Annotated in this window: 21 protein-coding genes and 2 tRNA genes; 13 read left to right on the forward strand and 10 right to left on the reverse strand. The window is 66.9% G+C overall.

All coding sequences use genetic code 11. The annotated features are described in order from the left end of the window. Positions 1-2: 2 nt before the first annotated feature. Both FB478_RS05325 and ilvD read right to left on the reverse strand, forming a co-directional pair. A complete protein-coding gene (locus FB478_RS05325; protein ID WP_056387920.1) occupies positions 3-1,910 on the reverse strand; it encodes an acetolactate synthase large subunit in 1,908 nt (635 codons plus the stop codon). A 376-nt stretch (positions 1,911-2,286) separates the two neighbouring features. Further along, complete coding sequence (ilvD, locus tag FB478_RS05330; protein WP_056387922.1) at positions 2,287-4,005, reverse strand: dihydroxy-acid dehydratase; 1,719 nt, start codon at positions 4,003-4,005, stop codon at positions 2,287-2,289. Positions 4,006-4,266: 261 nt separating this feature from the next. Here ilvD and FB478_RS05335 point away from each other — a divergent pair, with 261 nt between their 5' ends. The 3 genes from FB478_RS05335 (at position 4,267) to FB478_RS05345 (ending at position 6,809) form a co-directional block, all read left to right on the forward strand. Next, on the forward strand, positions 4,267-5,433 hold the full coding sequence (locus FB478_RS05335) for a hypothetical protein (protein ID WP_144599848.1): 1,167 nt from the start codon (positions 4,267-4,269) through the stop codon (positions 5,431-5,433). Positions 5,434-5,488: 55 nt separating this feature from the next. After that, positions 5,489-6,619: a PQQ-dependent sugar dehydrogenase gene (locus tag FB478_RS05340; RefSeq protein WP_144599849.1), complete on the forward strand. Its 1,131-nt coding sequence runs from the start codon at positions 5,489-5,491 to the stop codon at positions 6,617-6,619. Between the two features lie 114 nt (positions 6,620-6,733). Continuing rightward, positions 6,734-6,809: transfer RNA gene (locus tag FB478_RS05345), tRNA-Lys, on the forward strand. A gap of 168 nt (positions 6,810-6,977) precedes the next feature. On the opposite strand, the gene FB478_RS05350 is transcribed toward FB478_RS05345, so the two are convergent. Next, positions 6,978-7,436 (reverse strand): MarR family winged helix-turn-helix transcriptional regulator, encoded by a 459-nt coding sequence (locus FB478_RS05350; RefSeq protein WP_018768344.1) that lies wholly within the window; start codon positions 7,434-7,436, stop codon positions 6,978-6,980. Between the two features lie 96 nt (positions 7,437-7,532). On the opposite strand from FB478_RS05350, the gene bcp reads away from it, so the two are divergent. From bcp to FB478_RS05390, 8 genes are all read left to right on the forward strand, one after another. Beyond that, positions 7,533-8,006 (forward strand): thioredoxin-dependent thiol peroxidase, encoded by a 474-nt coding sequence (gene bcp, locus FB478_RS05355; protein ID WP_056387926.1) that lies wholly within the window; start codon positions 7,533-7,535, stop codon positions 8,004-8,006. A 120-nt stretch (positions 8,007-8,126) separates the two neighbouring features. Beyond that, positions 8,127-8,208, forward strand: a tRNA-Leu gene (locus FB478_RS05360). Positions 8,209-8,438: 230 nt separating this feature from the next. After that, positions 8,439-9,131 (forward strand): fasciclin domain-containing protein, encoded by a 693-nt coding sequence (locus tag FB478_RS05365; RefSeq protein ID WP_056387927.1) that lies wholly within the window; start codon positions 8,439-8,441, stop codon positions 9,129-9,131. 160 nt (positions 9,132-9,291) lie between these two features. Then, complete coding sequence (locus tag FB478_RS05370) at positions 9,292-10,959, forward strand: ABC transporter substrate-binding protein (RefSeq protein ID WP_261377347.1); 1,668 nt, start codon at positions 9,292-9,294, stop codon at positions 10,957-10,959. Between the two features lie 79 nt (positions 10,960-11,038). Then, a complete protein-coding gene (locus FB478_RS05375) occupies positions 11,039-12,541 on the forward strand; it encodes a malate:quinone oxidoreductase (protein WP_056387928.1) in 1,503 nt (500 codons plus the stop codon). Between the two features lie 68 nt (positions 12,542-12,609). Continuing rightward, the gene (locus tag FB478_RS05380) at positions 12,610-15,840 is read left to right on the forward strand and encodes an efflux RND transporter permease subunit (RefSeq protein ID WP_144599850.1); all 3,231 of its coding nucleotides are present in this window, start codon (positions 12,610-12,612) and stop codon (positions 15,838-15,840) included. Positions 15,841-15,953: 113 nt separating this feature from the next. After that, a complete protein-coding gene (locus FB478_RS05385) occupies positions 15,954-17,063 on the forward strand; it encodes an LLM class flavin-dependent oxidoreductase (RefSeq protein WP_144599851.1) in 1,110 nt (369 codons plus the stop codon). Continuing rightward, positions 17,063-17,530: a MarR family winged helix-turn-helix transcriptional regulator gene (locus tag FB478_RS05390; protein ID WP_018768351.1), complete on the forward strand. Its 468-nt coding sequence runs from the start codon at positions 17,063-17,065 to the stop codon at positions 17,528-17,530. Before FB478_RS05385 ends, FB478_RS05390 begins: the two co-directional genes overlap by 1 nt. Positions 17,531-17,605: 75 nt before the next feature. Here FB478_RS05390 and FB478_RS05395 read toward each other — a convergent pair whose 3' ends face one another. Together FB478_RS05395 and FB478_RS05400 are read right to left on the reverse strand one after the other, a co-directional pair. Further along, positions 17,606-18,412, reverse strand: coding sequence for a transglutaminase family protein (locus tag FB478_RS05395; RefSeq protein ID WP_134163864.1), 807 nt, complete (start codon positions 18,410-18,412; stop codon positions 17,606-17,608). A gap of 67 nt (positions 18,413-18,479) precedes the next feature. Further along, entirely contained in the window at positions 18,480-19,307 is an 828-nt protein-coding gene (locus FB478_RS05400; RefSeq protein WP_261377348.1) for a hypothetical protein, read from the reverse strand. 180 nt (positions 19,308-19,487) lie between these two features. On the opposite strand from FB478_RS05400, the gene FB478_RS05405 reads away from it, so the two are divergent. Continuing rightward, positions 19,488-20,150 (forward strand): DUF1684 domain-containing protein, encoded by a 663-nt coding sequence (locus FB478_RS05405; protein ID WP_018768354.1) that lies wholly within the window; start codon positions 19,488-19,490, stop codon positions 20,148-20,150. 86 nt (positions 20,151-20,236) lie between these two features. Next, the gene (locus FB478_RS05410) at positions 20,237-20,725 is read left to right on the forward strand and encodes a GtrA family protein (protein ID WP_144599852.1); all 489 of its coding nucleotides are present in this window, start codon (positions 20,237-20,239) and stop codon (positions 20,723-20,725) included. A 14-nt stretch (positions 20,726-20,739) separates the two neighbouring features. Here FB478_RS05410 and FB478_RS05415 read toward each other — a convergent pair whose 3' ends face one another. Genes FB478_RS05415 through FB478_RS05435 form a run of 5 tightly spaced genes read right to left on the reverse strand, consistent with a single transcriptional unit; the run spans position 20,740 to position 26,622 of the window. Further along, the gene (locus FB478_RS05415) at positions 20,740-21,906 is read right to left on the reverse strand and encodes a cysteine desulfurase family protein (protein WP_144599853.1); all 1,167 of its coding nucleotides are present in this window, start codon (positions 21,904-21,906) and stop codon (positions 20,740-20,742) included. A gap of 7 nt (positions 21,907-21,913) precedes the next feature. Beyond that, positions 21,914-22,831: a carboxylating nicotinate-nucleotide diphosphorylase gene (nadC, locus tag FB478_RS05420; RefSeq protein WP_144599854.1), complete on the reverse strand. Its 918-nt coding sequence runs from the start codon at positions 22,829-22,831 to the stop codon at positions 21,914-21,916. Beyond that, entirely contained in the window at positions 22,824-24,614 is a 1,791-nt protein-coding gene (locus FB478_RS05425; RefSeq protein WP_144599855.1) for an L-aspartate oxidase, read from the reverse strand. Before FB478_RS05425 ends, nadC begins: the two co-directional genes overlap by 8 nt. Then, positions 24,614-25,915 (reverse strand): quinolinate synthase NadA, encoded by a 1,302-nt coding sequence (gene nadA, locus FB478_RS05430; protein ID WP_144599856.1) that lies wholly within the window; start codon positions 25,913-25,915, stop codon positions 24,614-24,616. Before nadA ends, FB478_RS05425 begins: the two co-directional genes overlap by 1 nt. After that, complete coding sequence (locus FB478_RS05435; protein WP_018768360.1) at positions 25,912-26,622, reverse strand: NrtR DNA-binding winged helix domain-containing protein; 711 nt, start codon at positions 26,620-26,622, stop codon at positions 25,912-25,914. Before FB478_RS05435 ends, nadA begins: the two co-directional genes overlap by 4 nt. Positions 26,623-26,701: the final 79 nt, after the last annotated feature.

Consider the following 26,701-nt stretch of genomic DNA (forward strand, 5'->3'; position numbering starts at 1 on the left):
GCTCAGTCTTCCTCTTCCCATTCCGGGGTCATGTTGCGGGCAACCTGGATCTGGTCGTTGCTCACGCCGGCGGGCACCATCGGCCACACCATGGAGTTGGGGCTCACCACGAAGTCGATAACCACGGGGCGGTCGTTGATTTCGAGGGCTTTTTGGATGGTGGCGTCAATGTCCTCGTCGCGTTCGCAACGGAACGAGGCACAGCCGTAGGCCTCCCCCAGCTTGACGAAGTCCGGGATGCGGACGGTGTCGTGGCCGGTGTTGAGGTCGGTGTTGGAGTAGCGGCCCTCGTAGAAGAGGGTCTGCCACTGGCGCACCATGCCCAGCGAGGAGTTGTTAATGACAGCAACCTTGATGGGGATCTTGTTGATGGCGCAGGTGGCCAGTTCCTGGTTGGTCATCTGGAAGCAGCCGTCGCCGTCGATGGCCCAGACCACCCGGTCCGGCTCGCCCACCTTGGCGCCCATGGCCGCCGGTACGGCGTAGCCCATGGTTCCCGCGCCGCCGGAGTTCAGCCATGCGTGGGGGCGCTCGTACTTGATGAACTGGGCAGCCCACATCTGGTGCTGGCCCACACCGGCCACGTAAACGCCTTCAGGCCCGGTCAGGGCGCCGATCCGCTGGATGACCTTCTGCGGTGCGATGAGGCCGTCGTCAGGCTCCGTCCAGCCCAGCGGATAGGTTTCCTTGAGGTTGTTAAGGAAGGCCCACCAGGTGGTCAGGTCAGGGGCGCCGGAGGCCTCGAACTGGCCGCGTACGGCCTCGGTCAGTTCCGGGATGATCTCCTTGACGGACCCCACAATGGGCACATCGGCGGTGCGGTTCTTGGAGATCTCGGCCGGGTCGATGTCCGCATGGATGACTTTGGCGTTGGGTGCGAAGGTCTTCAGCACGCCGGTGACGCGGTCATCGAAGCGGGCTCCGAGGGTGATCAGCAGGTCGGACTGCTGCAGGGCCGTGACGGCGGAAACGGTGCCATGCATGCCGGGCATGCCCACGTGCTGCGGGTGCGAATCCGGGAATGCACCCTTGGCCATCAGGGTGGTGACGACAGGTGCCCCGGTTGCTTCGGCGAGTGCAAGCAGTTCAGCTGACGCGTGTGCCTTGACCACGCCGCCGCCCACGTACAGTACCGGCTTGGTGGACGCCGCAATGAGCTTGGCCGCCTCGCGGACCTGCTTGTTGTGGCCGCGGGTGACCGGCCGGTAGCCGGGCAGGTCGATCTTCGGCGGCCAGGAGAACGTCATCTGGCCCACCTGGGCGTCCTTGGCGACGTCGACAAGCACGGGGCCCGGACGGCCGGTGGAAGCCAGGTGGAAGGCTTCGGCCATGACGTGCGGGATGTCGTTGGGGTCGGTCACCAGGAAGGAGTGCTTGGTGATGGGCATGGTGATGCCCACGATGTCGGCTTCCTGGAAGGCGTCGGTGCCGATGACGCCGCTGGACACCTGGCCCGTGATGGCCACCAGCGGCACGGAGTCCATGTGGGCATCCATGATGGCGGTAACGAGGTTGGTGGCCCCGGGACCCGAGGTGGCGATGCAGACGCCAACCCGCCCGGTGACCATGGCGTAGCCTTGCGCGGCGTGGCCGGCTCCCTGTTCGTGACGGACCAGCACGTGATTCATGGTGGAGGCCATCAAGGGGTCGTAGGTGGGCAGGATCGCGCCACCCGGCAAACCGAAAATGTCGTCGACGCCGAGTTCTTCGAGCGAGCGGACGATTGCTTGCGAGCCGGTCATCACCGTCGGGGGTACGACGTTGTTCGGCCCAAGGACAGGAGAGACGGCAGCAAGGTCGGCGACGACGGCGGCGTGGTCAGCCGTCCGGTCGGCGCGTTCCGGAGCCTTGGCGGCTCCAGCGGACTTGGTGGCCATCAGCGAGGGGCTGATGGGCGATCCTTTGCTCATCGGACTCTTCCTTGTGGATCTTCTGTGGTTTCTGGCTGAGGGAAATAAAAAAACCCCTCAGCCGGGTGGCTCTGTGAGGGGTTTCGCGCGTGACGGTTCGTTACCAGTGGAGGCTAATGTGCCACGCGCTTGGTAAGGACGACGACGGTGCCGGCGGTAACGAAAGTCATGCGTTCAGTCTTCCCTCTCGGTGAGACAGGTGTCAACGAGCGACAATCCTATCTCACCATGTGGACCCCATTGTCCACTCTTTGATCCTATCTCGGAAGGACCGACCGAAACCCAACCGCACAGGCGGCAGGGCTTAATAAGGGGGATCCCGAGGGCCCCAAGTGATGCGGCGGCCGCGCCGCATCACTTGGGAAGGGATCACCCGTCAACCGGTGTAGGCGCCCTGGCTGGCGCTGTGCACCAGCTTGGCGTACTTGGCAAGCACACCCTTGGTGTAGCGGGCAGGGAGCGGCTCCCAGCCCACCTTCCGGGCTTCCAGTTCTGCGTCGTCCACCAGCAGGTCGAAGCTGCGGGCGGCGATGTCCACCCGGATCCTGTCACCGTCCTTCACGAAGGCGATGGGGCCGCCGTCGACCGCTTCCGGGGCAACGTGGCCGATGCACAGGCCGGTGGTGCCGCCGGAGAACCGGCCGTCGGTGAGCAGCAGCACGTCCTTGCCCAGGCCTGCCCCCTTGATGGCGCCGGTAATTGCGAGCATTTCGCGCATGCCGGGGCCGCCCTTGGGTCCTTCGTAGCGGATCACGACGACGTCGCCCGCCTGGATCTTGCCGTTGTCCAGCGCGTCCAGGGCGCCCTGTTCGCGCTCGAACACGCGGGCGGTTCCCTCGAAGACATCGGCGTCGAATCCGGCACTCTTGACGACGGCGCCTTCGGGCGCCATGGAGCCGTGAAGGATGGTGATGCCGCCGGTCTTGTGGATGGGATTGTCCAGAGCGCGGAGGATCTTTCCGTCCACGTCCGGCGGGTTGATCGCTTCCAGGTTTTCCGCAACGGTCTTGCCCGTGACGGTGAGGCAGTCGCCGTGGAGCAGGCCGGCGTCGAGCAGGGCTTTCATGATCACCGGCACGCCGCCGATCCTGTCGACGTCGGTCATCACGTAGCGGCCGAAAGGCTTCAGGTCGCCCAGGTGCGGGATCCTGTCGCCAATGCGGTTGAAGTCGTCAAGGGTGAGCTCAACCTCGGCTTCGCGGGCAATGGCCAGCAGGTGCAGGACGGCGTTGGTGGAGCCGCCGAAGGCCATGGTGACGGCAATGGCGTTCTCGAAGGCCTCCCTGGTCATGATGTCGCGGGCCGTGATGCCCTTGCGCAGGAGGTTGACCACGGCTTCGCCGGACTTGCGGGCGAACTCATCACGACGGCGGTCTGCCGAGGGCGGTGCGGCCGAGCCGGGCAGGGACATGCCCAGGGCCTCGCCGATGCAGGCCATGGTGTTGGCCGTGTACATCCCGCCGCAGGCGCCTTCGCCGGGGCAGATGGCCTTTTCGATGCGGGTGAGGTCCTCCATGCTCATCTTGCCGGCCGCGCATGCGCCGACGGCTTCGAAGGCGTCAATGAGGGTGACTTCCTTCTCGGAGCCGTCCTCGAGCTTGACCCAGCCGGGCATGATGGAGCCGGCGTAGAGGAACACGCTGGCAAGGTCCAGTCGGGCCGCCGCCATCAGCATGCCGGGCAGGGACTTGTCGCAGCCGGCCAGGAGGACCGAACCGTCGATCCGTTCCGCCTGCATGACGGTCTCAACGGAGTCGGCGATGACCTCGCGGGAAACCAGGGAGAAGTGCATGCCCTCGTGGCCCATCGAGATGCCGTCGGAGACGGAGATGGTGCCGAACTGCATGGGGAACCCGCCACCTGCGTGGACGCCTTCCTTGGCGCCCTGCGCAAGCCGGTTCAGTGAGAGGTTGCAGGGGGTGATCTCATTCCATGAACTCGCCACGCCCACCTGCGGCTTGGCGAAGTCGTCATCGCCCATCCCGACCGCCCGGAACATGCCGCGCGCGGGGGCCGCATGGATCCCGTCGGTCACGACGCGGCTGCGGGGTTTGATGTCAGGCGTGGTCTCGGAGGCGGTCTGGGCGTCACTCATAGGGGAAAGTCTAGGGCTCGGACCGTCGCGGAAACGACAGTCTGCGCAGACGTTGGGCCAAAAGGCACGGAAATGGTTGTCAAATAGTGGACATTCGTCTCATACTTCGAGACTCAGCGCAGCGCATGCCGGGTCCCGGCCGGCCGCAGGAGCTTCACGGCCATGACTCCCCCGGCGTGGCGCGGGATCTCTGGACAGCAGTGGTGACCCGACGTAGCGTCGGGGACAGGACACCGAGCCACTTGGACCGAAAGGCCTGCCATGGACATTGTTTTCTGGATCATTCTCGTCGTTATCGTCATCATCATCATCGGCTGGCTGGTGAACCGCAGCAGGTCCGCCAATCAGCGCGGCGGATCATCGGCGGGGGCAGGGACGGACAGGGTCCGGACCGATGGAGCGCTCGAAGGCGGCAGTGCCGCAGCCTCCGCCCAGGCTGCGGGCACCACCGGCATCCCCACGGCGGCGGGGTTCGGAAAGCCCGCCGAACCGGCCGTCCTTCCCACCGCTGAGGAACCGGCTGATTCCTCCGCTGCATCCAGCACCGGCACTCCGGCAGGCGGCACGTCGCCCCGCAGCACGTCACCCGGCAGCACAGAGGACGGGGACGGTCGCAGCCAGGACCAGGCACAGAACCAGGCGGCAGACCAGGCCGAGTGGGAAACCCAGTGGTCCGAGGCCGGCTCCGGGTCAGGCTCCTCCGCCGCAGGTGCAGCCGGAACTCCCGCGGAACAGCCGGCACAGGCCGGAGCTCCCGCCGGGGCGCCGTCCGGGCAGGCTTCACCCCCGGCGACCCGCCCGGTCCACCATGACGAGTACACGGCACCGCACGCCCCCACGCTTCCCGGCGCTGAAACGGCTGCACTGGAAGGCACGGACGACGGCGGCGCGGCGCCAGCGCAGCCGGCCGGCGGGCACGCGCCACGGCACCACGCCGACACGTCCGCATCACCGGCCCACCAGGAGCCGGCCGTGCCGCCAGCCGCCGATGGCACCGAGGGACAGGCCGCAGCGGCCGAAACACTGGACCGCTCCCAGTCCTCCGCCCTGGTGGAGAACGGGGCGGATCACCACCAGCCCTCCGGCCAGGACCAGAGTGTGCCCGCGGCCGGGCAGGACGTGGCAGCGGCCGGGCAGGGCGCGCCGCCACAAGGCGGGCACGCCCAGGGCGCCCAGGCACAGGGTATGGCTGCCGTCGAGCCGGCCGGACACCTCGCAGCAGATGAGCCCTATGGCGCAGGTTCGGCCGCGCCGGGCCCCGATGGGAGCGGACCGGCGGACTACACCGTGAAGGGCGATGCCGCCGCGATGGTCTACTACGAAGAAGGACATCCCGACTATGAGCAGATCCGGGCGGAAGTCTGGTTTGAATCTGCCGCACACGCGGAGGCCGCCGGCTTCCGCGCGCCCCGGCGCAAACGGCTCTAAGAAGAGGAAGGCCCGCCGCGTTGCGGCGGGCCTTCCTTGCCTGGACTCATCCAAGGTGCTGGCATCGTGCCTGGCGCTGGCCCTGTCCCTGGCGCTTGCCGCCTGCACGGGGACCCCCGGGCCGCCTGCACCGGCCACAGGCACGGCGAGCCGCGGCACCCCGCCGGAAACCGCCGTCGTTGTTCCCCCACTCTCTACCGCCCCTGCCCCTTCCGCTTCTTCTGCCCCCGTACCGGCGGTGCAGGAACGGCTGGACCTGCAGCTGAGCATCCCTTGGGCGGCGGTCTTCCTTCCGGACGGCACCGCCATCATCTCCGAGCGGGACACAGCGCTCCTGAAGGCCGTCCGGGAAGGAAAAGCCACAACGCTTGGCAAAATCCCGGGCGTGGTCCCCGCCGGGGAAGGGGGCCTGCTTGGCCTGGCACTGTCCCCGCACTTCGCCACGGACCACCTGCTGTACACCTACCTGACCGCACAGGAGGACAACCGCATCATACGGCTTACCGTCAAGGCCAATGGCGATGGTTCCCTGGCGCTCGGCCAGCCCCAGGTTGTGTTTTCAGGAATCCCAAAAGCCACCACCCACAACGGCGGCAGGATCCGCTTTGGCCCGGACGGCCTCCTGTACGTGGGCACCGGCGACGCCCAGCGCCGCGGGCAGCCGCAGGACCCCAACGCCCTGGGCGGAAAAATACTTCGGCTTACGCCCGACGGCAGCCCCGCCCCGGGCAACCCCTTCGGCAACGCCACCTACAGCCTGGGCCACCGGAACGTCCAGGGCCTGGCCTGGGATGAAGCCGGCAGGCTGTGGGCCAGCGAGTTTGGACCCGACGTGGACGACGAACTGAACCTGATTGTGCCGGGCGCCAACTACGGCTGGCCGCTGGTCACCGGCGCACCGCACCGGGCGGAGTTCCAGGATGCAAAAGTGGTGTGGCCGTCGACGAGCGATTCTTCACCCAGCGGACTGGAGATAGCCGGGGGCGTTGCCTATCTGGGTGCCCTCCGGGGGCAGCGCCTGTGGACGGTGCCGCTCAACGGGACAGAGGCGGGCACCCCTGTGGCCTATTTCACAGGCGGATACGGCCGGATCCGCGACGTGATTCGGACCCCGCAGGGAGGTTTGTGGCTGCTGACGAACAACGAAAACCCTGATTTCGTGCTGGTTTTGCGCCCATTCCAGTGATTCACGCACCGCCACCCGGGCCGATTTCACTTGCACCAAAAGTTCGTGTAGAGTTTCATGTCGTTGCGGAGATCAACGGGAAAGAAAAAGCCCGGGGATGGAAGCAAAAAAGATGCACCTCTAGCTCAATTGGCAGAGCAATTGACTCTTAATCAATGGGTTCCGGGTTCAAGTCCCGGGGGGTGCACCACTGGGAAAACAGCCTCCGGTTTGTGGAAACACAAACCGGAGGCTGTTTTGTTTTAGGGCTTCACGGCGTCCGGAACGGGCACCCTGCAGTCGGGCACCAAAAAAGCGCGGTCCCGGCTTTTCCATGCCGGGACCGCGCTTTTCCTTAAACGGCCTGCGGGGCCAACTGCTACTTGGCGGCGTTGTCCACCAGGTCGCCCGCGTTGCTGGGCGTGGTGGAGAACTGGCTGGCCAGTTCGCGCACTACGGCCTTGAGTTCCTGGCGCAGCAGTTCGGGGTCGATCGACGCCGATGCCAGCACGGAGCGCTCCATCTCCACCGCCTGGGCAACGGCTTCCTTGCCCTGCTCGGTGAGCGACACGACGTGGCTCCTGCGGTCCGAGGTGCTGCGGACCCGGACGATGTGGCCGTGGGACTCAAGCCGGCTGAGTGTCTTGCCCATGGTCTGGGCCTGGACACGGACATACTGGGCAAGCTGCGCCTGGGTCATGGGCCCTTGCGCGGCAAGGACCTCGATGGCGATAACACCGGCGTGGGTGAGTCCGATGGCGCCAAGTTTTTCGTTCCAGGAGTGTTCAACGAGGCGCGCAGCAGTGGACAGGAGGCGCCCTGTGGGCCAGTGATCCATATCAGGCATAGCAGCAAGTATAGCCAAATGCCGATTAGCACTCGCCCCACGTGCTTACTAGGCTGTTGTGTCCCGCCCGCAACAAGGAGAAAAACAATGGCTGAAAGACTCGTTACCGGCGACAAAGCACCCGCTTTCACCCTTCAGGATTCGACCGGCAAGGACGTCAGCCTGGCTCCCCGGCCCGGCCGCTCCACCATTGTGTATTTCTACCCGGCCGCCTCCACGCCCGGCTGTACCAAGGAAGCCTGCGACTTCCGGGACAGCCTTGCGTCGCTGCAGGCCTCCGGCTACGACGTCCTTGGCATCTCCCCCGACCCGGTTGAAAAACTGGCCAAGTTCGCTGCCAACGAGTCGCTGACGTTCCCCCTGCTCTCCGACGCGGACCACGCGGTGGCCGAGGCTTACGGCGCCTGGGGCGAAAAGAAGAACTACGGCAAGACGTACCAGGGCCTTATCCGCTCCACAATCGTCGTGGACCCCTCTGGCAACGTTTCCCTTGCCCAATACAACGTCCGCGCCACGGGACACGTCGCCAAACTGCGGCGGGACCTCAATCTGGACAACTGACCCCGCAGGCAACCGCCCCTGTCAGTTGTCCAGGCACCCTCCCAGCCACGTACCCGGGCAACGCTACAATGGACACTGGCATCCGCCGTCGAACCTTCAGGGTTCCTGGCGGGAAACCGCGCGCGAGTGGTGAAATTGGCAGACACGCAGGATTTAGGTTCCTGTGCCTTCGGGCGTGGGGGTTCAAGTCCCCCCTTGCGCACCTGGGATCCCCCGGCTTCGGCCGGGGGATTTTGCGTTAAAGGCATGACGGTGCTTGGGCCGGATTAGTGCCTCAAATCGAAAAACTCCAAAGATCACCCATCCACCACTGCCCAACGGCCGAATAGCCATTGAGACACCAGCCAAGGGCAGGTGCTTACCCCAAGGCAAACTGCAGGCCGCGGACATCCCATCCGGGGCGGCAGGCAAAACGATCCAAGGAGAACTGAAATGCAGACCTTCAAGCGCACAACTTTCACCGTCGCAGGCGTTGCAGCGGCCGCTCTGCTCAGCCTCACCGCATGTGGCGGTTCCGGCAGCACCTCCGGTTCGTCGGCGTCGTCGGCGCCGATGTCATCCTCCCCCAGCTCCAGCATGGCGTCCCCGTCCGCCAGTGCGTCGGCCAGCTCCTCGGCCGGCATGATGGACCCGGCCGCAAACCTGGTTGGCCCAGGCTGCGCCGCCTACGCCAAGCAGGTTCCCACCGGTGCGGGCTCGGTGGAGGGCATGGCCTTGGACCCGGTGGCCGTCGCCGCCTCCAACAACCCGATCCTGACCACGCTCACCGCTGCAGTCTCCGGCAAGCTGAACCCCAAGGTGGACCTGGTTGACACGCTCAACGGCGGCGAATTCACCGTCTTCGCGCCGGTGGACGACGCCTTCAAGAAGATCGACGCCGCCACGATCGAGACCCTGAAGACGGACGATGCGCTGCTCAGCAAGATCCTGACCTACCACGTGGTTCCCGGCCAGATCACCCCGGACAAGATTGCCGGCACGCACGCCACGGTCCAGGGCGGCTCCGTCACCGTCACCGGCAGCGGCGACAACCTCAAGGTGGACAACGCCAACGTGGTCTGCGGCGGCGTCAAGACCAAGAATGCGACGGTCTACCTGGTCGACTCCGTCCTCATGCCCAAGTAAGCCCTCTCTTCCCCACATGACCAAGGCCGGGTCCGCTGCAACGAGCGGGCCCGGCCCTGGCGCGTCCCGGACGTGCCTGGGATTGGCCCCATGCCTTGTCCTCTAGACTGGTCCCGGCCCGCAAGGGGCGGAGCCGGCAGCATCCAGAGGTGATAAACGAGTGCCCAGCAGTACATCGCGGCGAACGGTCATCAAGGCCGGCGCCGTCCTCATGGCGCTGGGCATGACGTCATGCACCGGGACGCCGTCCCCTTCCCCCACATCCGGAACGCCCAGTTCCGCGCGGGCGGAGCCTGATGCCACCTTCAGTTTCGGCACGGCCGCCCAGCCCCTGGGACTGGATCCCGCCCTGTCCAGCGACGTGGAGTCGCAGCGCATCACCCGCCAGATCCTTGAAGGCCTTGTGGGCGTGGACCAGACCACCGGCAAGCCGACCCCGCTGCTGGCCACGGAATGGAACGAGTCCAACGAGGGCCGGACCTACACCTTCAAGCTCCGCTCCGGGGTTACGTTCCAGGACGGCACGCCATTCAACGCCGATGCCGTCTGCGCCAACTTCAACCGCTGGTTCGCGTTTCCCGCCGAGTTGCGGAGGCAGGCGCCAGGCAGCTCATTCAAGAGCGTGTTCAAGGCGCACTCGGACGAGCCCGGATTGTCCATCTTCAAGAGCTGCACGGCGGTCTCGGCCGACACCGTCCAGATCGACCTGACGCAGCGCTTCACGGCGTTCCTCCAGGCCCTGACCCTGCCGGCTTTCGCCATTGCGTCCCCTGGGGCCCTTGCCGCCGGCACGGCAGACGTCCTGGACCAGAACCGGGGCGGCCAGGCCATGTCCAGGTTCGCCACGAACCCCGTCGGCACCGGGCCCTTCACCCTGGCGGCGTGGGGCAGCGACAGTGTCACCCTCTCCAGCAACAAGACCTACTGGGGTGACCGCGGCCAGATCGCCACCATCAATTTCCAGGCCTACAACCATCCCCAGATTCGCCTCCAGGCCCTGCTGGACGGAAAGATCGACGGCTATGACGCCGTGACCGTGGGGAATTTCGACCAACTGGTCAAGCGCGGCAAACAGATTGTGCAGCGCGACCCGTTCTCGGTGATGTACGTCGGCATGAACCAGGACATCCCGGTACTGCAGAACCAGAAGATCCGGCAGGCGGTGGAGCTTGCGATCGACAAGGAAACCCTGATCCGGAAGTTCTTTATCGACAACACGGCCAAAGCCACGCAGTTTGTCCCGCCCAAGATCAGCGGCTTCAACAATGACGCCCCGGCACTCGGGCACGATCCGTTGAAGGCCAAGGATTACCTCAAGGAGGGCGGCTACGCGGGCGAGGAACTGAAGTTCTACTACCCCATGAACGTCACCCGGCCCTACCTGCCCACGCCGGAAAAGGTTTACGCCGAGCTCAGCCGCCAGCTCACCGCCGTCGGCTTCAATATCCGTCCTGTCCCCGTGGACTGGTCGGACGGCTACCTCCAGAAGGTCCAGTCCGCCGGCGACCACGCGCTGCACATCCTCGGCTGGAACGGCTCGTACTCGGACGCGGACAACTTCGTCGGCCCTCTCTTCGGAGAGAAGAACGGCGAGTTCGGCTACCAGGATCCCCAGGTGTTCTCGAAGATCAACCGGGCACGGGGACTGCCTGACGGCAAGGAACGGGATGAGCTTTATCACACCATCAATGCCCAGATCGCCGCGACCGTGCCGGCAGTCCCCATCGCCTTCCCCATCTCCGCGCTTGCCCTGTCAGACCGGGTGCTGAGCTACCCTGCATCGCCGGTCTTAAACGAAGTTTTCACGAAGGTCCAGCTAAAGCCTTGACGGGCCCGGCCAATTTCAGTATGCGGGCCGCGCGGGGATATTCTGTGACAGCCAGAGCCGCTGCAATCGGAGACTGATCGTGACCTTCATTTCCAAGACCCCACACGCCGACGTTGTCCTGATAGGCGGCGGCATCATGAGCGCCACCCTGGGGGCATTCCTCAAGCAGCTGGAGCCGGACTGGACCATCTCCCTGTTCGAACGGCTGGACCAGCCGGGCCTCGAAAGCTCGGACCCCTGGAACAACGCGGGCACGGGCCACGCCGCCCTCTGCGAACTCAACTACTCCCCCGCAGCCAAAGACGGCTCGGTCAACCCCGGCAAGGCACTGCTCATCAACGAACAGTTCCAGCTCTCCCGCCAGTTCTGGTCCCACTTGGTGGACAACAACCTGATCGGTTCGCCCAAGGGCTTCATCAACACTGTCCCGCACATGAGCTTCGTGATCGGCGAGGACCACACCCGGTTCCTGAAGACCCGCTACGAGGCGCTGAAGCCGCACCCCCTGTTCCGCAGCATGGAGTACTCCGAGGACCACGCGCAGATCGCCAAGTGGGCGCCACTGATCGTCAAGGGACGCGACCCCCAGCAGCGCATCGCCGCCACCCGCGCGGCCGAGGGCACCGACGTCGACTTCGGGGCACTCACGCGCGAGCTGGTGACCTACCTTGGGCACAACGGCGTCGAAATCAACTACAACCACGACGTCACCGGGATCTCCCGCGCCTCCGACGGCGGCTGGGACCTGACGCTGAAGTACCCCAAGTCCGGGGAACACGGCAAGATCCACGCCAAGTTCGTCTTCGTCGGAGCCGGCGGCGGGGCCCTGCACCTGCTGCAGGCCTCCGGCATCCCCGAAAGCAAGGGCTATGGCGGCTTCCCCGTCTCCGGCCAGTTCTTCCGCTGCACGGACGAGGCCATCGCGGCCCAGCACAGTGCCAAGGTCTACGGCCAGGCCTCCGTGGGCGCTCCCCCCATGTCTGTTCCGCACCTGGACACCCGCTACGTCAACGGGAAGCGTTCGCTCCTGTTCGGTCCGTACGCCGGCTTCTCCACCAACTTCCTGAAGAACGGCTCCTACCTGGACCTGCCGCTGTCCATCCGGCCCGGGAACATCATCCCGATGCTGGCCGTGGCCAAGGACAACATGGACCTCACCGCGTACCTCGTCAAGGAAGTGGTCAAGCGGCACGACCAGAAGGTTGAGGCACTGCGCGAGTACTACCCCGAGGCAAAGGGCGGGGACTGGGAACTCATCACCGCCGGCCAGCGTGTACAGATCATCAAGAAAGACCCGCAAAAGGGCGGCATCCTTCAGTTCGGTACCGAGGTGATTGCCGGCCGCGACGGCTCCATCGGTGCGCTCCTGGGCGCGTCGCCCGGAGCCTCAACCGCTGTCCCCATCATGATCGAACTGCTGCAGAAGACGTTCCCCAAGAACTTCAAGGGCTGGCAGGGCAAGCTCAAGGACATGATGCCCGGCTACGGGGTGAAGCTGGATGAGAATCCGAACCTTGCCGCGGAGCTGGAACGGGCAACGGCCGCGTCCCTCCAGCTGGAGAGCGTTTCCGCCAGCCACTGACCCTGCGGGGCCAGCGGCTGGCACCCCCAGGGCATGTACCAGTCACTTAGACCCCCAGGAGACCACCCATGTTCCGGCTGGCGCACCTTTCCCTGGCAAACCGGGCCCTGATCGCACTGATCACCGTGTTCGCCTCGGTCTTCGGCGTGATCACCATGTCATCGCTGAAGCAGGAACTCATCCCTTCCATTGAGTTCCCGCAGATCACGGTGCTCAGCTCCATGCCGGGCGCGTCGCCGGAAGTGGTGGACAAGCAGGTCAGCGGCCCGCTTGAGAAGGCGCTGAACGGCGTGGAGGGGCTGGAATCCACCTCCTCCACGTCACGCACCGGCGTCTCCCAGATCACCATGGTGTTCACGTACGGGTCGAACCTGGACCGGGCCAGGAACCAGATCGACCGGGCCATCTCCAATGCCAAGCGGTCCCTGCCCAGCGATGTCCAGCCGCAGGCCATTGCCGGAAGCATCAGCGACTTCCCCATCGTCTTCCTCGCCGTCTCCTCGGACAAGACGCTCAGCGAGCTGAATGCCGACCTGCAGCGCCTGAGCGTTCCCCGGCTGCAGAAGATCGACGGCGTCCGCAGCGCCGATGTCACCGGCGGCGCATCCCAGCACATCGAGATCCTTCCCAGGGCCGACGCCATGGCAGCGGCGGGTACAGGTGTCACCTCCATCCGGGACGCGCTGTCCAATAACGGCGCGCTGGTCCCCGCCGGGACGCTCCAGGAGCAGGGCAAGACGCTGTCGCTTCAGATTGGCAGCCCGGTGGACTCCCTGGACGCCATCAAGGCACTCCCGCTGGCAGGTGCCAGGAATGGGGCAACAATCGGCTCCGTTGCCGATGTTTCCCTCAAGGATGACGAACGCACCTCCATCACCCGCACCAACGGCGCCGAAACCCTTGCCATCTCCGTGACCAAGAAACCCGAGGGCGACACGGTGGGCATCTCCCATGCGGTGCGGGACTCGCTGAAGGGCCTGGAGGCGGAACTGGGCTCCAACGCCAGGTTCACGCCGGTCTTCGACCAGGCACCCTTCATCGAAAAGTCCATCAAGGACCTCACCACGGAAGGCCTGCTGGGACTGGGCTTCGCCGTCGCCATCATCCTGCTCTTCCTGATGTCCGCCCGCTCCACGCTGGTCACAGCGGTGTCCATTCCGCTGTCCCTGCTGATCACGTTCATCGGCCTGTCGGCCACCGGCTACTCGCTGAACATCCTGACGCTCGGCGCGCTCACCATCGCGATCGGGCGCGTGGTGGACGACTCCATCGTTGTCATCGAAAACATCAAGCGGCACCTCAGCTACGGTGAGGAAAAGTCGACGGCGATCCTCACCGCCATCAGGGAGGTGGCCGGCGCCATCACCGCCTCCACCCTGACCACGGTGGCGGTGTTCCTGCCCATCGCCTTCGTCGGCGAACTGGCCGGCGAACTCTTCCGGCCATTCGCTTTGACCGTGACCATGGCACTGCTGGCGTCGCTGCTGGTGTCGCTGACCATCGTCCCCGTGCTCGCCTACTGGTTCCTAAAAAACCCCAAGGGCGCGGCGGGCAGGGCGCCCGCCGGCTCCCCCGAGGCCCGGCGGATCGCCGAGGAGGCGAAAGCGAAGGCCCACGAAGCCGAACAGCGAAGCCGCCTGCAGCGCGGCTACCTGCCCATCCTCCGGTCCACGCAGAAGCACCCCGTCATCACCCTGGTTGCCGCGGTCCTGGTGCTCGGTGCCACCGGTGCCATGACACCACTGCTTGCCACGAACCTCCTGGGAAACTCGGGACAGAACAGCCTGACCGTACGGCAGGTGCTGCCGGCCGGGACCAGCCTGGCCGACACCAGCGCCGCCGCCATCCGCCTCGAAGAGGTGCTGCGGGGCATTGACGGCATCAAGGACGTCCAGGTGACCTCCGGCAACGCCCAGGCCGGCTTCGCCGCGCTCACCTCGACCGGATCCTCCAACTCCACCTTCACCGTGGTGACGGACGAAAAGGCCAACCAGGAGCGCCTCCAGGAGACAGTTCGCTCAGAGCTTGCGAAGGTGCCCGACTCGGGCAAGGTATCGGTGGGCACCCAGCAGGGCGGCTTCGGCACGTCATCCACCGTGGACATCACGCTGAAGGCTGCCAGCAGCGCCGACCTGCAGGCCGCCAGCGACACCATGGTCGCGGCCATGACGGGCGTGCCCGGCACCAGCGAAGTTGCCAGCAACCTGGCCGCCAGCAACCCTGTGGTGCAGGTCAAGGTGGACAGGGCCAAAGCCGTCGCCGCCGGCCTGAACGAGCAGCAGGTGGCCGGGGTCTTGGCAACGACCATCAGCCCCATCCCTGCGGGCACGGTCCGGATCAATACCAACGATTTCCCCGTCCGCATCGGCCAGGGCACCAAGTTCACCAGCATCGACGCCGTCCGGAACATCCCGCTGCCCGCAGGCGGCCGGCCTGTAACGCTGGGAAGCATCGCGTCCGTGGAGCAGGTGGACGTCCCCGTCTCCATCACCGCCAGCAATGGCGAGCGGACCGCCAAGGTGTCCATCACGCCGTCGGGCTCCAACCTGGGCGCGGTGAACACGGAAGTCCAGAAGCGCCTGGCGGACGTCCAGCTGCCCGCCGGCGTCACCGCGGCGATCGGCGGCGCCACCACCCAGCAGGCAGAATCGTTCCGGCAGCTGGGCCTGGCCCTGCTGGCAGCCATCGCCATTGTCTACGTGATCATGGTGGCCACCTTCAAGTCGCTCGTCCAGCCGCTGATCCTGCTGGTCTCGGTTCCGTTCGCAGCGACCGGCGCGGTGGCCCTGCTGCTGCTCACCGGAGTGCCCCTGGGCCTGCCGTCGCTCATCGGCATGCTGATGCTGGTGGGCATCGTGGTTACCAACGCCATCGTGCTGATCGACCTGATCAACCAGTACCGGCAGCCGCGCGACGGCAGGCCCGGCATGAACGTGGCGGACGCCATCACCAACGGCGCACGCCAGCGCCTCCGCCCCATCCTGATGACGGCACTTGCCACGGTCTTCGCCCTGACGCCGATGGCCCTGGGCATCACGGGCGGCGGCGGGTTCATCTCGCAGCCGCTGGCCGTGGTGGTGATCGGCGGGCTGGTGTCCTCCACCGCACTGACCCTGATCCTGGTCCCGGTGCTGTACCGGCTGGTGGAGGGACGGCGCGAGAAAAAGGCACTCCTGCGCGACCTGCAGGCCCGCCCCGAAATGGGACCGGGTGCCGACCTCGACGCCGAATTCAGGGACTGGACCACCGGCCAGGTCCCCAAGGTCAGCGGCCGGCGAGCCGCTCCCGGCGCAGACTAAACGGCGGAATATTTCCGGCGTGGCTGCGTTGTATCCGGCGATAGATGCAAATGCATCTAAATTGGTTTACACTGGAGCCAAGCCCAGCAAGTCCAGGAACGGAAAGGCACGCCATGCAGATCGGTGTTTTCAGCGTCAGCGACATCACCACGGACCCCACCACGGGCCGCACCCCCACCGAGCACGAACGCATCAAGGCCTCGGTGGCCATCGCCAAAAAGGTCGAGGAAATCGGCATGGATGTCTACGCCCTGGGCGAGCACCACAACCGGCCCTTCTTCTCCTCCTCACCCACCACCACCCTCGCGTACATTGCAGCCCAGACGGAACGGATCATCCTCTCCACGGCCACCACGCTGATCACCACCAATGACCCGGTGAAGATCGCCGAGGACTTCGCCATGCTCCAGCACCTGTCCGACGGGCGCGTGGACCTGGTCCTGGGCCGCGGCAACACCGCCCCGGTGTACCCGTGGTTCGGCAAGAACATCCAGGACGGCGTGGAGCTGGCCATCGAGAACTACAGCCTCCTGCGCAAGCTGTGGGACGAGGACACCGTCAACTGGTCCGGCAAGTTCCGCACCCCGCTGCAGAACTTCACCTCCACGCCCCGGCCGCTCGACGGCGTGGCCCCCTTCGTGTGGCACGGCTCCATCCGTACCCCGCAGATCGCGGAGGTGGCCGCGTACTTCGGCGACGGCTTCTTCGCCAACAACATCTTATGGCCCAAGGAGCACTACCAGCAGCTGATCGGCCTCTACCGCGAGCGGTACGAGCACTACGGACACGGCAAGGCGGACCAGGCGATCGTCGGGCTCGGCGGCCAGTTCTTCATGCGGAAGAACTCCCAGGAGGCGGTAAACGAATTCCGCCCATACTTCGACAACGCCCCCGTGTACGGCCACGGACCGTCCCTGGAGGACTTCACCTCCCAGACCCCGCTGACCGTGGGCAGCCCGCAGGAAGTCATCGAGAAGACCCTGACCTTCCGCGAGCACTTCGGCGACTACCAGCGCCAGCTGTTCCTGATCGACCATGCCGGCCTGCCGCTGAAGACCGTCCTGGAGCAGCTGGACCTGTTCGGCGAGGAAGTCCTGCCCGTGCTCCGCAAGGAGTACGCGGCCCTCAAGCCAGCGCACGTTCCCGAGCCGCCCACCCACGCCGGCCGTGTCGCCGCCCTGCTGGCATCGCAGGACGCCGACAAAGCCACCGCGGAGGCGTGATGGCTGCGGGAGGAACGGAATCTCCGGTGCGGCTGGCAGCCGAAACCTGGGAGTCCCTGTTCCGCGCCCAGGTAGCGGTGATGCGCAAGCTGCAGTCCGGGCGGGCTTTCCGGAAGCTGGCGGTCAACGAATACGACGTCCTGTTCACGCTCTCCCGGTGCCCGTCCGGCTGGCTGCGGCTCAACGAGCTCAACGACAACGTGCTGTTGAGCCAGTCCAGCCTGAGCAGGCTGGTGGAGCGGCTCGAAAAGCGGGGGCTTGTGGCCAGAATGCCGGCCCCCGAGGACGGCCGCGGCATCCTGCTGAAGCTGACCGACGAGGGGCGGGAGCTGCAGAAGGAAATCGGCCGCGAGCACGTCCGGGACATTTCCGCGCTGGTGGGTCCCGCCCTGACGGCCGCGGAGCAGAAGGAACTGAAGCGGCTCACGGACAAGCTGCGAAGTTCGCTGGGTCCCCTTCCGCGGTAGCAGGCGGCTTCCCGGCGGCCGCACGGGCCGGCCGAACAGGACGGCCCGTGCCGGGTGGACAGCCAGGGTGGACAGTCAGCCGAGCGCCACCAGCCGGGAGGGATCCTCGCCGGGCAGGTCCCCGTCAACCACGGCCGTGACGCGCAGCTGGTTCAACACCAGGCTTCCACCCACCGTGGAAAGGAACGCCGTGTCTGATGAGTCGCGGCCGGCGGTAATGCGCAGCATCGACTCCCGCGGCGCGAGCCCCGTGGGGTCGATGACGTGCCAGGCCCCCTCCACGTAGGCTTCCGCCACGGCGTGGAAATCCATCGGGCTCAGGCCCGGTGCGTAGACGGCCGCCAGCCGGGCCGGGATGTCCTTGGAGCGGAGCAGCGCGATGGCCAGGTGCGCAAAGTCCCGGCACACGCCGCGCCTGCTGAGGAGGGTCTCCACGGCACCGTCCGTGCCGCGGGAGGAGCCGCTGATGTACCGCAGTTCACCGTTGACCCAGTCGCGGACGGCGCGCACCAGGTCCGCTCCCTGGACCCCTTCGAACTCGGCATAGGCCGTGGGCAGCAGCCGGTCCGACTCGGCATACCGGCTGGGGCGGACGTAGCGGATCCGCTCGGCCAGGGTGGCGTCTTCCGGAACGGCGCGGCCCGTCACCGTGGCGGAATAGTCCACGCTGACGTCGGTGGGTTGGGCAAACTCCATGTAGTGGAACCGGCCGCCGTGGTGGTCGGAAACTTCCGTGAGTGGAACCTCGGCCCCGCCGGCAGTGACGGAGAGGGACTCCGTGAAGGATGAGTAGCCGCTGTTCCGTGCTACGGCGATGGCCATGGCCACCTTGGTGTTGGCGATGGTCCTGAAGGCCAGGCGTGCGGAAACAGAGCGTTCCATGTCTCTCCGGGGGTGTTGGGGGGAAGGTAAGTCGCACACCCCGCACTTGTGAGTGCCGGCAGCGGGACTAGTTTTTGACCTTCAGCGACATTAGCATCCGCTGCACGTTGGCGAAGTCAGCGCTTTCGTTGACGTACTGGGCGGCCTGGCCAAGGGTGTCGAAGGCCTTCGCCGGTGCCACTTTCTCATCCGGCGCAAAGGCTTTGAGGGTCACCAGGTCGCCGAACGAGTAGTCCCCCTTGCCGGCCGGACCACGAACCACGTTGCGCAGCCCGCACGCCTGCCCGTCTGTTCCGCCCACCAGGTTGGTGATGCCGTAGGAACCGAAGTAGCGGTACCCCTGGATCACCCGGTAGACCATCCGCGGCGGGATGGTTCCCTCCCCGCCCGGGACGGAGAGCTCAAAAGGCACGCTGCTGATCACGGTGTACGGGTGCCGTGCGTTGTCGGGACAGTCAACGTTCGACGGCGGCAGTCCGGTCCGGAGCGCGGCGACGAAGGTTCCGTCGGGCTTCTTCACCTCAATCTTCAGCCCACCGGGAAGCACGCCTTCCTCGGGCGCCACCGACTGCGCGATCCAGTCCGCCGGCAGGTCGAAGCTCACCGTCCTGGCAGGATCCGAGTATGTCTTCCAGGAGGCGGCGGTGGCCGCCCCCTGCGGCTCGCCGGCAGTTGCGGAGGCAGGGGCCGGGACGGTGCCGCCGGCGTCCGGTGACGCCGACGCCGTTCCGGATGTTGGCCCGGGCGCTGCAGATCCGGAGATTGCTGCCCCGGAGGTTGCCGGCTGTGCCGTCCATCCCGGGCCGGCCGGTGATCCGGAGCAACCCGTCAGCAGGACCACGGCGGCCACCAGTGACATCCGGGGAAGAGCGCTCAATACTTCCTTGCCTGTCATGGAAGCCAGCCTAATAGCGGCACGGCTCCTCTCCGGGCCGGCACGGCGGTGTTTCCTGCGCTTGGGAACGGTGTTCCGTGGCCCCCTCTGCCGGGCGCCGGCCATCCGTTCCCCCGGGCACATACCCGGCGTGTCGCCGTCGGACGGCTGCCACGCTGCCCGGGGACTAGGCTGGGGGTTATGGCGGAAGAGCAGCACGGCGCAGCCGAAGACAACCCGGCGGACATCTCCGCCTTGGATATCGCCGACTGGCGGCTGAGGACCTTTGCGCTCTACGACACCGTCCGCCGGCTCTCGGTTGAAAGCCCGTCCGAGGCACACTCGTACTGGCGCCACCAGCGTGACATGATGTTCGCCACCCACCCGGCTTCTGCGCTGACCGCCGCGGGCAAGGCGCGCTTCTCCGGGCTGAAGACCGCCGACTACGATCCCATCTACCGGTTCCACGTGCCCTTGACCAAAGAGGGTGCCGGCCGCGAGATGAGCGTCGACACCGGGACCGACGGCGTGGTGCACTTTGTCCGGCTGGGCACCTTCGATTTGCCCGAAATGGGCCAGCTCGCGGTGTGGAAGCTCCACGGGTACGGCGGCGGGATCTTCGTTCCGTTCCGCGATGCCACGGCAGGCCAGCCCGGCGGCACCTACGGGGCGGGTCGCTACCTGATCGACACCATCAAGGGCGCCTTCCACGGCGTAGCCGGCACCGGCCCGGGCGCCATGTTCGTCCTGGATTTCAATTTCGCCTACAACCCCTCCTGCGCCTACAACGAGGCCTGGGCCTGCCCGCTGCCCGGGCCCTCCAACCGGCTGGCAGTGGAAATTCCCGTGGGCGAGCTGTACTGACGGATGGCGGTTCGTCCTGGGCGCCCTGTGCGCATCTCCTGCTTGCCCCCTGCCCGCGGCGCTGACCGTCCTGCCGGTGCCGCCGGATGAGGGAGGGACTGTCCGCACCAGCAGTACCGGAGACCAGCACCCGGCGCCTGCCTGCCACCAGGCATTACCGGGGAGTCCTGCGCTATCCGGTCATCCGGCAGTTGCTCCGCTTCTCCGGTGTCGGCGTCATCTGCACCGCTGCATCACTGTGCCTCTACGCGCTGCTGCGGCCATGGCTTGGCGCCCAGCTGGCCAACGCGGTGGCGCTGGTCCTCACGTCGCTCTTGAACACTGCCTTGAACCGCCGGCTGACGTTCAAGATTGCAGGCCAGCAGCGCCGCACCCGTGACCACCTCAACGGCCTGGTGGTGATCGCCGTGGCCCTGGTGATCACCGGCAGCAGCCTGGGTGTGCTGCACTGGTTCAATCCGGAGGCCACCGTGGCGGACGAACTGCTGGCCACCACGTTGTCCGGCTTCCTGGCCACGGCGGTGCGCTTCAGCATGCTGCGGCACTGGATTTTCCGCCGCGCGCGGCACCGCTGACCAGGCTGCGACGGTCAGCGGCCTTTGCCCGCGCCCAGGTTCTTGACACTGGCGACGGCGGCCCGCACCGCGTCCGCAGCCACGTCCAGTTCCTCCCGGGTTACCGATGCGTCGAAACTGAACCGGACCGCTGTCTGCGCCACTTCGGCGGAAATTCCCAGCGCGGTAAGCACGGGCGACGGCGCATCCGAGCCGGCAGCGCAGGCCGAACCGCTGGAGCAGACCACGCCGCTCCGTTCCAGCTCCAGCAGCACAGACTCGCCGCTGGTTCCGGGGAAGCAGAATGATGCTACGGACGGCAGCCGTTCGGAGGGGTGGCCGGTCAGGACAGCGTCCGGCACCGCGGCCAGCACGGCGGCGATGAAACGGTCCCGCAAGGCGGCCACCCTTGGCTGCTGGCAGGCCTGCCGGCCGTGGGCGAGCGTGAGGGCCGTGGCCAGCCCCACCGCCCCGGCCACGTTTTCCGTCCCCGAGCGGCGGCCCCTTTCCTGGCCGCCGCCGTGAATGACCGGTTCCAGCCGCGTACGGCTCCGGACGAAGAGCAGGCCGCAGCCTTTGGGCGCCCCCAGCTTGTGCCCGGAGATGCTCATGGCGTCCACGCCCAGGGCCTTGGTGTCCAGCGGCAGCCATCCGGCGGCCTGGACGGCATCCGTATGGAAGGGGATTCCGTGGTGGTGGGCGAGTTCTGCGAGCGCGGCGATGGGCTGGACGGTGCCCACCTCATTGTTGGCGTACATGATGCTGACCAGCGCGGTCTCCGGGCACAGCACCCCGGCCAGCGCATCAGGGGTGACCTGGCCGGTTGCGTCGACCGGCACCACGTCCACCACGAAGCCGTGGAAACGCTCCAGGTAGCGCGCGGATTCCTCCACGGCCGGATGTTCGACGGCGCTGATCACCACCCGGTTCCAATGCGGGTTTGCCGCCTGCCGGGCCAGGGCAATGCCCTTGACGGCCAGGTTGTCCGCTTCCGTTCCCCCGGAAGTGAACACGACCTCGCCCTGCCGGCAGCCAAGGACGCCGGCCACCGCTGCCCGCGCCCCCGCGAGCGCCGCAGCTGCCGCCTCACCAAGGGTGTGGTGGCTGGAGGGGTTCCCGAAGGAGCCGGTGAGGTAAGGCCACATGGCGTCCAGCACTTCGCGGCGGACGGGGGTGGTGGCGGCGGCGTCGAGGAAGATCACGGCGTGCTCACCGGGCGGTCAGTTCGACGTCGAGGCCCAGGTCCAGTGCGCCCACGGTGTGCGTCAGTGCCCCCACGGAGATGACGTCCACCCCTGTGGCGGCAATCGCCGCGACGGTGCCGGGGTTGACGTTGCCGCTTGCTTCCACGCGGGCGCGACCGGCCACGAGGGCCACGCCGGCCTTCAGCTCCTCAACCGTGAAGTTGTCCAGCATGATGGTGTCCACGCCGGCGGCCAGCACGGGCCCGATCTGCTCCATGCTGTCCACTTCCACTTCAAAGTGGGTGGTGTGCCCCAGCTGGGCCTTGGCGGCCAGCAGGAGCCCGGTGAGCTTTGCCGGGTCTCCCCCGGTCATCACGGCCAGGTGGTTGTCCTTGGCCAGCACCGCGTCGGACAGGCTGTACCGGTGGTTTGCGCCGCCGCCGCACCGTACGGCGAACCGTTCCAGGACGCGCAGGCCCGGTGTGGTCTTGCGCGTGTCGGTGATGCGCGCCCGGGTCCCCTCGGCGAGCCGGACGAACGCGGCGGTCTTGGTGGCGATGGCGGACATCCGCTGGACCAGGTTGAGCGCCACGCGTTCTGCCATCAGCACCGAACGGGCGCTGCCGGTGACCCTCGCAAGGTGCGTGCCGGCGTCGAACGCTTCCCCGTCCGCCACGAGCAGCTCCACCTGGGTGGCGGGATCCACCAGCTGCATCGCGTCGCGGAACACTGTTGCGCCGCTGAGGACCCCGGCCACCCGGGCATTGAGGACGGCCGTGGCGCGGGCCGAGGCGGGAATGAGCAGTTGCGAGGTGATGTCACCGGAGGGTGCATCCTCGGCGAAGGCCCGTTCCAGGATCTCCCTGACCGGTGCCGCGGGAAGGGTGAGGTCCAGTGCGGGGCGCAGGGTGGCTGCCTGGTCGATCACGGCGGGTTCAGTCATGGAGCAGGCTCGCTTTCGGGCGCGGGGGGTAAGTGGTTTCAGGGTCTGCGGGATCATCACTGCGGTAGTGCGCCCCGAGGGATTCGCGGCGGCCGAGGGCGCCGTCGACGAGCAACTGGGCGGCCAGCAGCAGGTTCCGGTCCTCAAGCACGGCAGGGCCGGCAGAGGGCGAGTCAGCATGGGGACGGACGACGGCGGCCCACCGGTCAAGAGTGGAAGCAGCCTCAGCCAACAATTCCCCGGACCGCAAAACCCCGGCATTGGCAGTCATCAGTCGACGAAGAGCGTCCCGGGAGAAGTGCTCAGGTGTATCAAAGGGTTCAGGACTCCGGTGCGTTCTCCACACGCTGGGGTTCGGCGGCGTGGCGGTGGATGGGTGGGGCAGCTTCGGAGGTCCCGAAAGCGCCGTTGTTGCGTGAGCGTCCGCACTGGCCGCCGAGCTTGCGAGGCGACCGCCGGTGCGAGGCGCGAGTGCAGGCGCCGAGGGACTTGCGGAGCTGCCCCCCAGGAAACATTCAACAGCGCGGCGGCCGAATACGAGTCCCTCGAGGAGGGAGTTGCTGGCCAGCCGGTTTGCCCCTTGGACGCCGGTGCACGCAACTTCACCGGCTGCGTAGAGCCCGGGGACGGTGGTGCGGGCGTGGAGGTCGGTGGTTACGCCGCCCATCCAGTAGTGGGCGGCGGGTGCGACGGGGACCAGTTCGCGGGTCCAGTCGATACCGGCGTCGAGGGTCTTGCGGGTGAGGGTGGGGAACCGCTGTTGGAGGAACCCGTTGCCCCTGGCCTGTTCGATGGCGCGGGCGTCGAGGTAGACGTGGCCGTTGGGGTCACCGAGTTTGGCGAGGTGGAGGGCGATGCTGCGTGAGACGACATCGCGGGGTGCCAGTTCGGCGTCTGGGTGGTAGGCCTTCATGAAGCGCCGGCCGTTGGAGTCGAGCAGGACGGCGCCTTCGCCGCGGACGGCTTCGGAGATCAGCAGGGGTCCGTCCAGGCGTCCGGGGTGGGCGGTGGCGGAGCTGACCAGGCAGGTGGGGTGGAACTGGAAGAATTCGAGGTCTGCCGTGGCTGCGCCGGCGCGGACGGCGAGCGCCAGGCCGTCGGCGGTGGCCACGGCGGGGTTGGTGGTTTGGGCGAACAACTGGCCGGCTCCTCCGGTGGCGAGCAGGACGGCGTCCACGTCCAGGCTGAGGTTGCGGCCGTCCTGGTGGTATTCGACCCCGCTCACATTCCCGTCGCGGGTGGTGAGGGCTGTGACGTGGGCTTCCGTGAGGAGCGTCAGCTTACCCGCGTCCCGCAGGGACAGGACCGCCTGGATCAGTGCACCGGCGACGCGCGCGCCCGTGGCGTCCCCTCCTGCGTGCAGGATGCGCGGGGCACTGTGTGCTGCCTCGAGCCCAAGGGCCGGGCCGCCGTCGTGCCTTGCGTCACCGTGGCCCGCTTCCGCTGGCCCCGCGTCAAACGCCACCCCGTAGCGCTGGAGGCCGGCGATGTCCTGCCGTGCCTGCGTGCACATCAGCCGGACGGCGTCCTCGTTGCAGTGCCCCGCCCCTGCCCGGAGCGTGTCCGCGATGTGCGCGGCAACGGTGTCCCCCGGCGCAGGTTCGGCGAGCACGGCGGAGATGCCGCCCTGCGCGTACCAGGTGTTGCTGTGCTCCAGTGCGCCTTTGGTCACCAGCACCACGTCGGCGCCGGCATCTGCGGCAAGCAGGGCGGCGTAAAGTCCCGCGATGCCGCTTCCGACGACGGCGAGCCGGCGGGCGGGTGCGTCGGGCCCGCGGCGCATCAGGGCCTCGCAGCGAGCATGCGCTCGAGCGCCGTCCTGGCGTTGGCCTGTACATCGTCAGCCACCGTGATGCGGTTGACGATGCGGCCGGCCACCAGTTCCTCCAGCACCCAGGCAAGGTAACCGGGGTGGATGCGGTACATCGTGGAGCAGGGGCAGATCACCGGGTCCAGGCAGAAGATGGTGCGCTGCGGGTATTCGGCGGCGAGCCGGTTCACCATGTTGATTTCGGTGCCGATGGCGAACGTGGTGGGCTCGGTGGCTGCGGCGATGGCTTTCTTGATGAAGTCGGTGGAGCCGGCGGAATCGGCGGCGTCCACCACTTCCATGGGGCATTCGGGGTGCACGATCACCTGCACGCCGGGGAAATCGGCGCGGGCCTTCTCGATCTGGGCCACGTTGAAGCGCTTGTGCACGGAGCAGAACCCGTGCCAGAGGATCACCCGGGAGTCGAGCAGTGCCTGTTCGTCGTTGCCGCCGAGGTCCTTGCGCGGGTTCCACATGGGCATCTGCCCAAGCGGTACGCCCAGGGCCTTGGCGGTGTTGCGGCCGAGGTGCTGGTCGGGGAAGAACAGCACCCGCTGGCCGCGCTGGAACGCCCACTCCAGGACGGTCCTGGCGTTGGAGGAGGTGCAGACGATGCCGCCGTGCTCGCCGCAGAAAGCCTTCAGGGCTGCGGAGGAATTCATGTAGGTGACGGGGATGACCGGAACCCGGCCGTCGGCGTCGGGCTCGGTGCCGAAGATCTCCGCCAGCTGCTCCCAGCATTCCTCCACGGAGTCCGCGTCCGCCATGTCGGCCATGGAGCAGCCGGCGGCGAGGTTGGGCAGGATGACCGCCTGCTCCGGGGTGGAGAGAATGTCCGCCGTTTCGGCCATGAAATGGACCCCGCAGAAGACGATCGCCTCGGCCTCCGGCCTGGTGAGTGCCGCGTTGGCGAGCTGGAAGGAGTCACCCACGAAGTCGGCGTACTGGATCACCTCGTCGCGCTGGTAGAAGTGGCCCAGGATGACGGCGCGTTCGCCCAGTTCGGCTTTGGCGGCTTTGATCCGTTCGCCGAGTTCGGCGTCGCTGGCCCGCTTGTATTCCTCGGGGAGCTGGCCTTGGCGCGGGGTGGTGGCGGGGGCGGGGTCGGCGCTGGATGCACCCGGGCCGTAGGCGGGGACACCCGCCAGCGCCTCGGCCAGGTCGTAGTCCCAGGGTCCGCTCGCCAGTGCCGGGCTGCAGGTGCTGCGTTCGGCTGCGCCTTTTTCGGCCTGTTCGCGCGTGATCAGCTGGATTGCCGTGTTGACGCTGCTCATGGTGTGCTCCTGTTGTCTGGGTCAAGGCCTGGCCGGCCGGTGTAGCGGTAGAGGCGTGGCGGACGGTGTTTCCCGCCTTGGAGGTATTCCCCGGTTTCTTCGATTTCCGGGGTGGATTTGAGTTGCCGGCGGAAGTTGGCGGGATCCAGTTCGCGGTCCAGGACAGCTTCGTAGACTTCGCGGACCTGGGCCAGGGTGAAGTACTCGCCCAGCAGGTGGTACGCCACTGAGCCGTAGGCCAGCTTGTTGCGCAGTCGCCCGAGGGCGTAGTCAACGATCGCGTTGTGGTCGAAGGCCAGCCCGCCCAGGCGGTCCGCGCGGAACCACCGCACGTTCTCGGATTCGTCGGCGAGCGCAGCCTCCGTGGGCTGGACCAGGGCCCAGTACACGATGGAGACCACGCGCTGCGTGGGTGAGCGGTGCAGGCCGCCGAAGGCGTACAGCTGCTCAAGGTAGCGGGGCGCCAGGCCTGTGGTTTCCCGCAGGTTCCTGGCCGCGGCGTCCTGGAGCGACTCCTCATGGCTGAGGGGGCCGCCCGGCAGTGCCCACAGCCCCTTGAAGGGCTCACGGATGCGCCGCACCAGGGGCAGCCACAGCGTGGGACGGCCCGACGTTTCACTGGGCCGCAGGGCGAAGATCACCGTGGAAATGGCCAGCGACGGCGGCGCGGCCTGCCGCTCAGACACGTTTGCCGAGCTGTAGTACACGTTCCACCGCCTCTCGTCGTGCCCATCTCCGGATGCGGCGGTTCTTCAGAGTTATGGTCAATCTGACCAAAACTAATTC

The organism is Arthrobacter sp. AG367, from assembly GCF_007828995.1.
Lineage (GTDB): Bacteria > Actinomycetota > Actinomycetes > Actinomycetales > Micrococcaceae > Arthrobacter.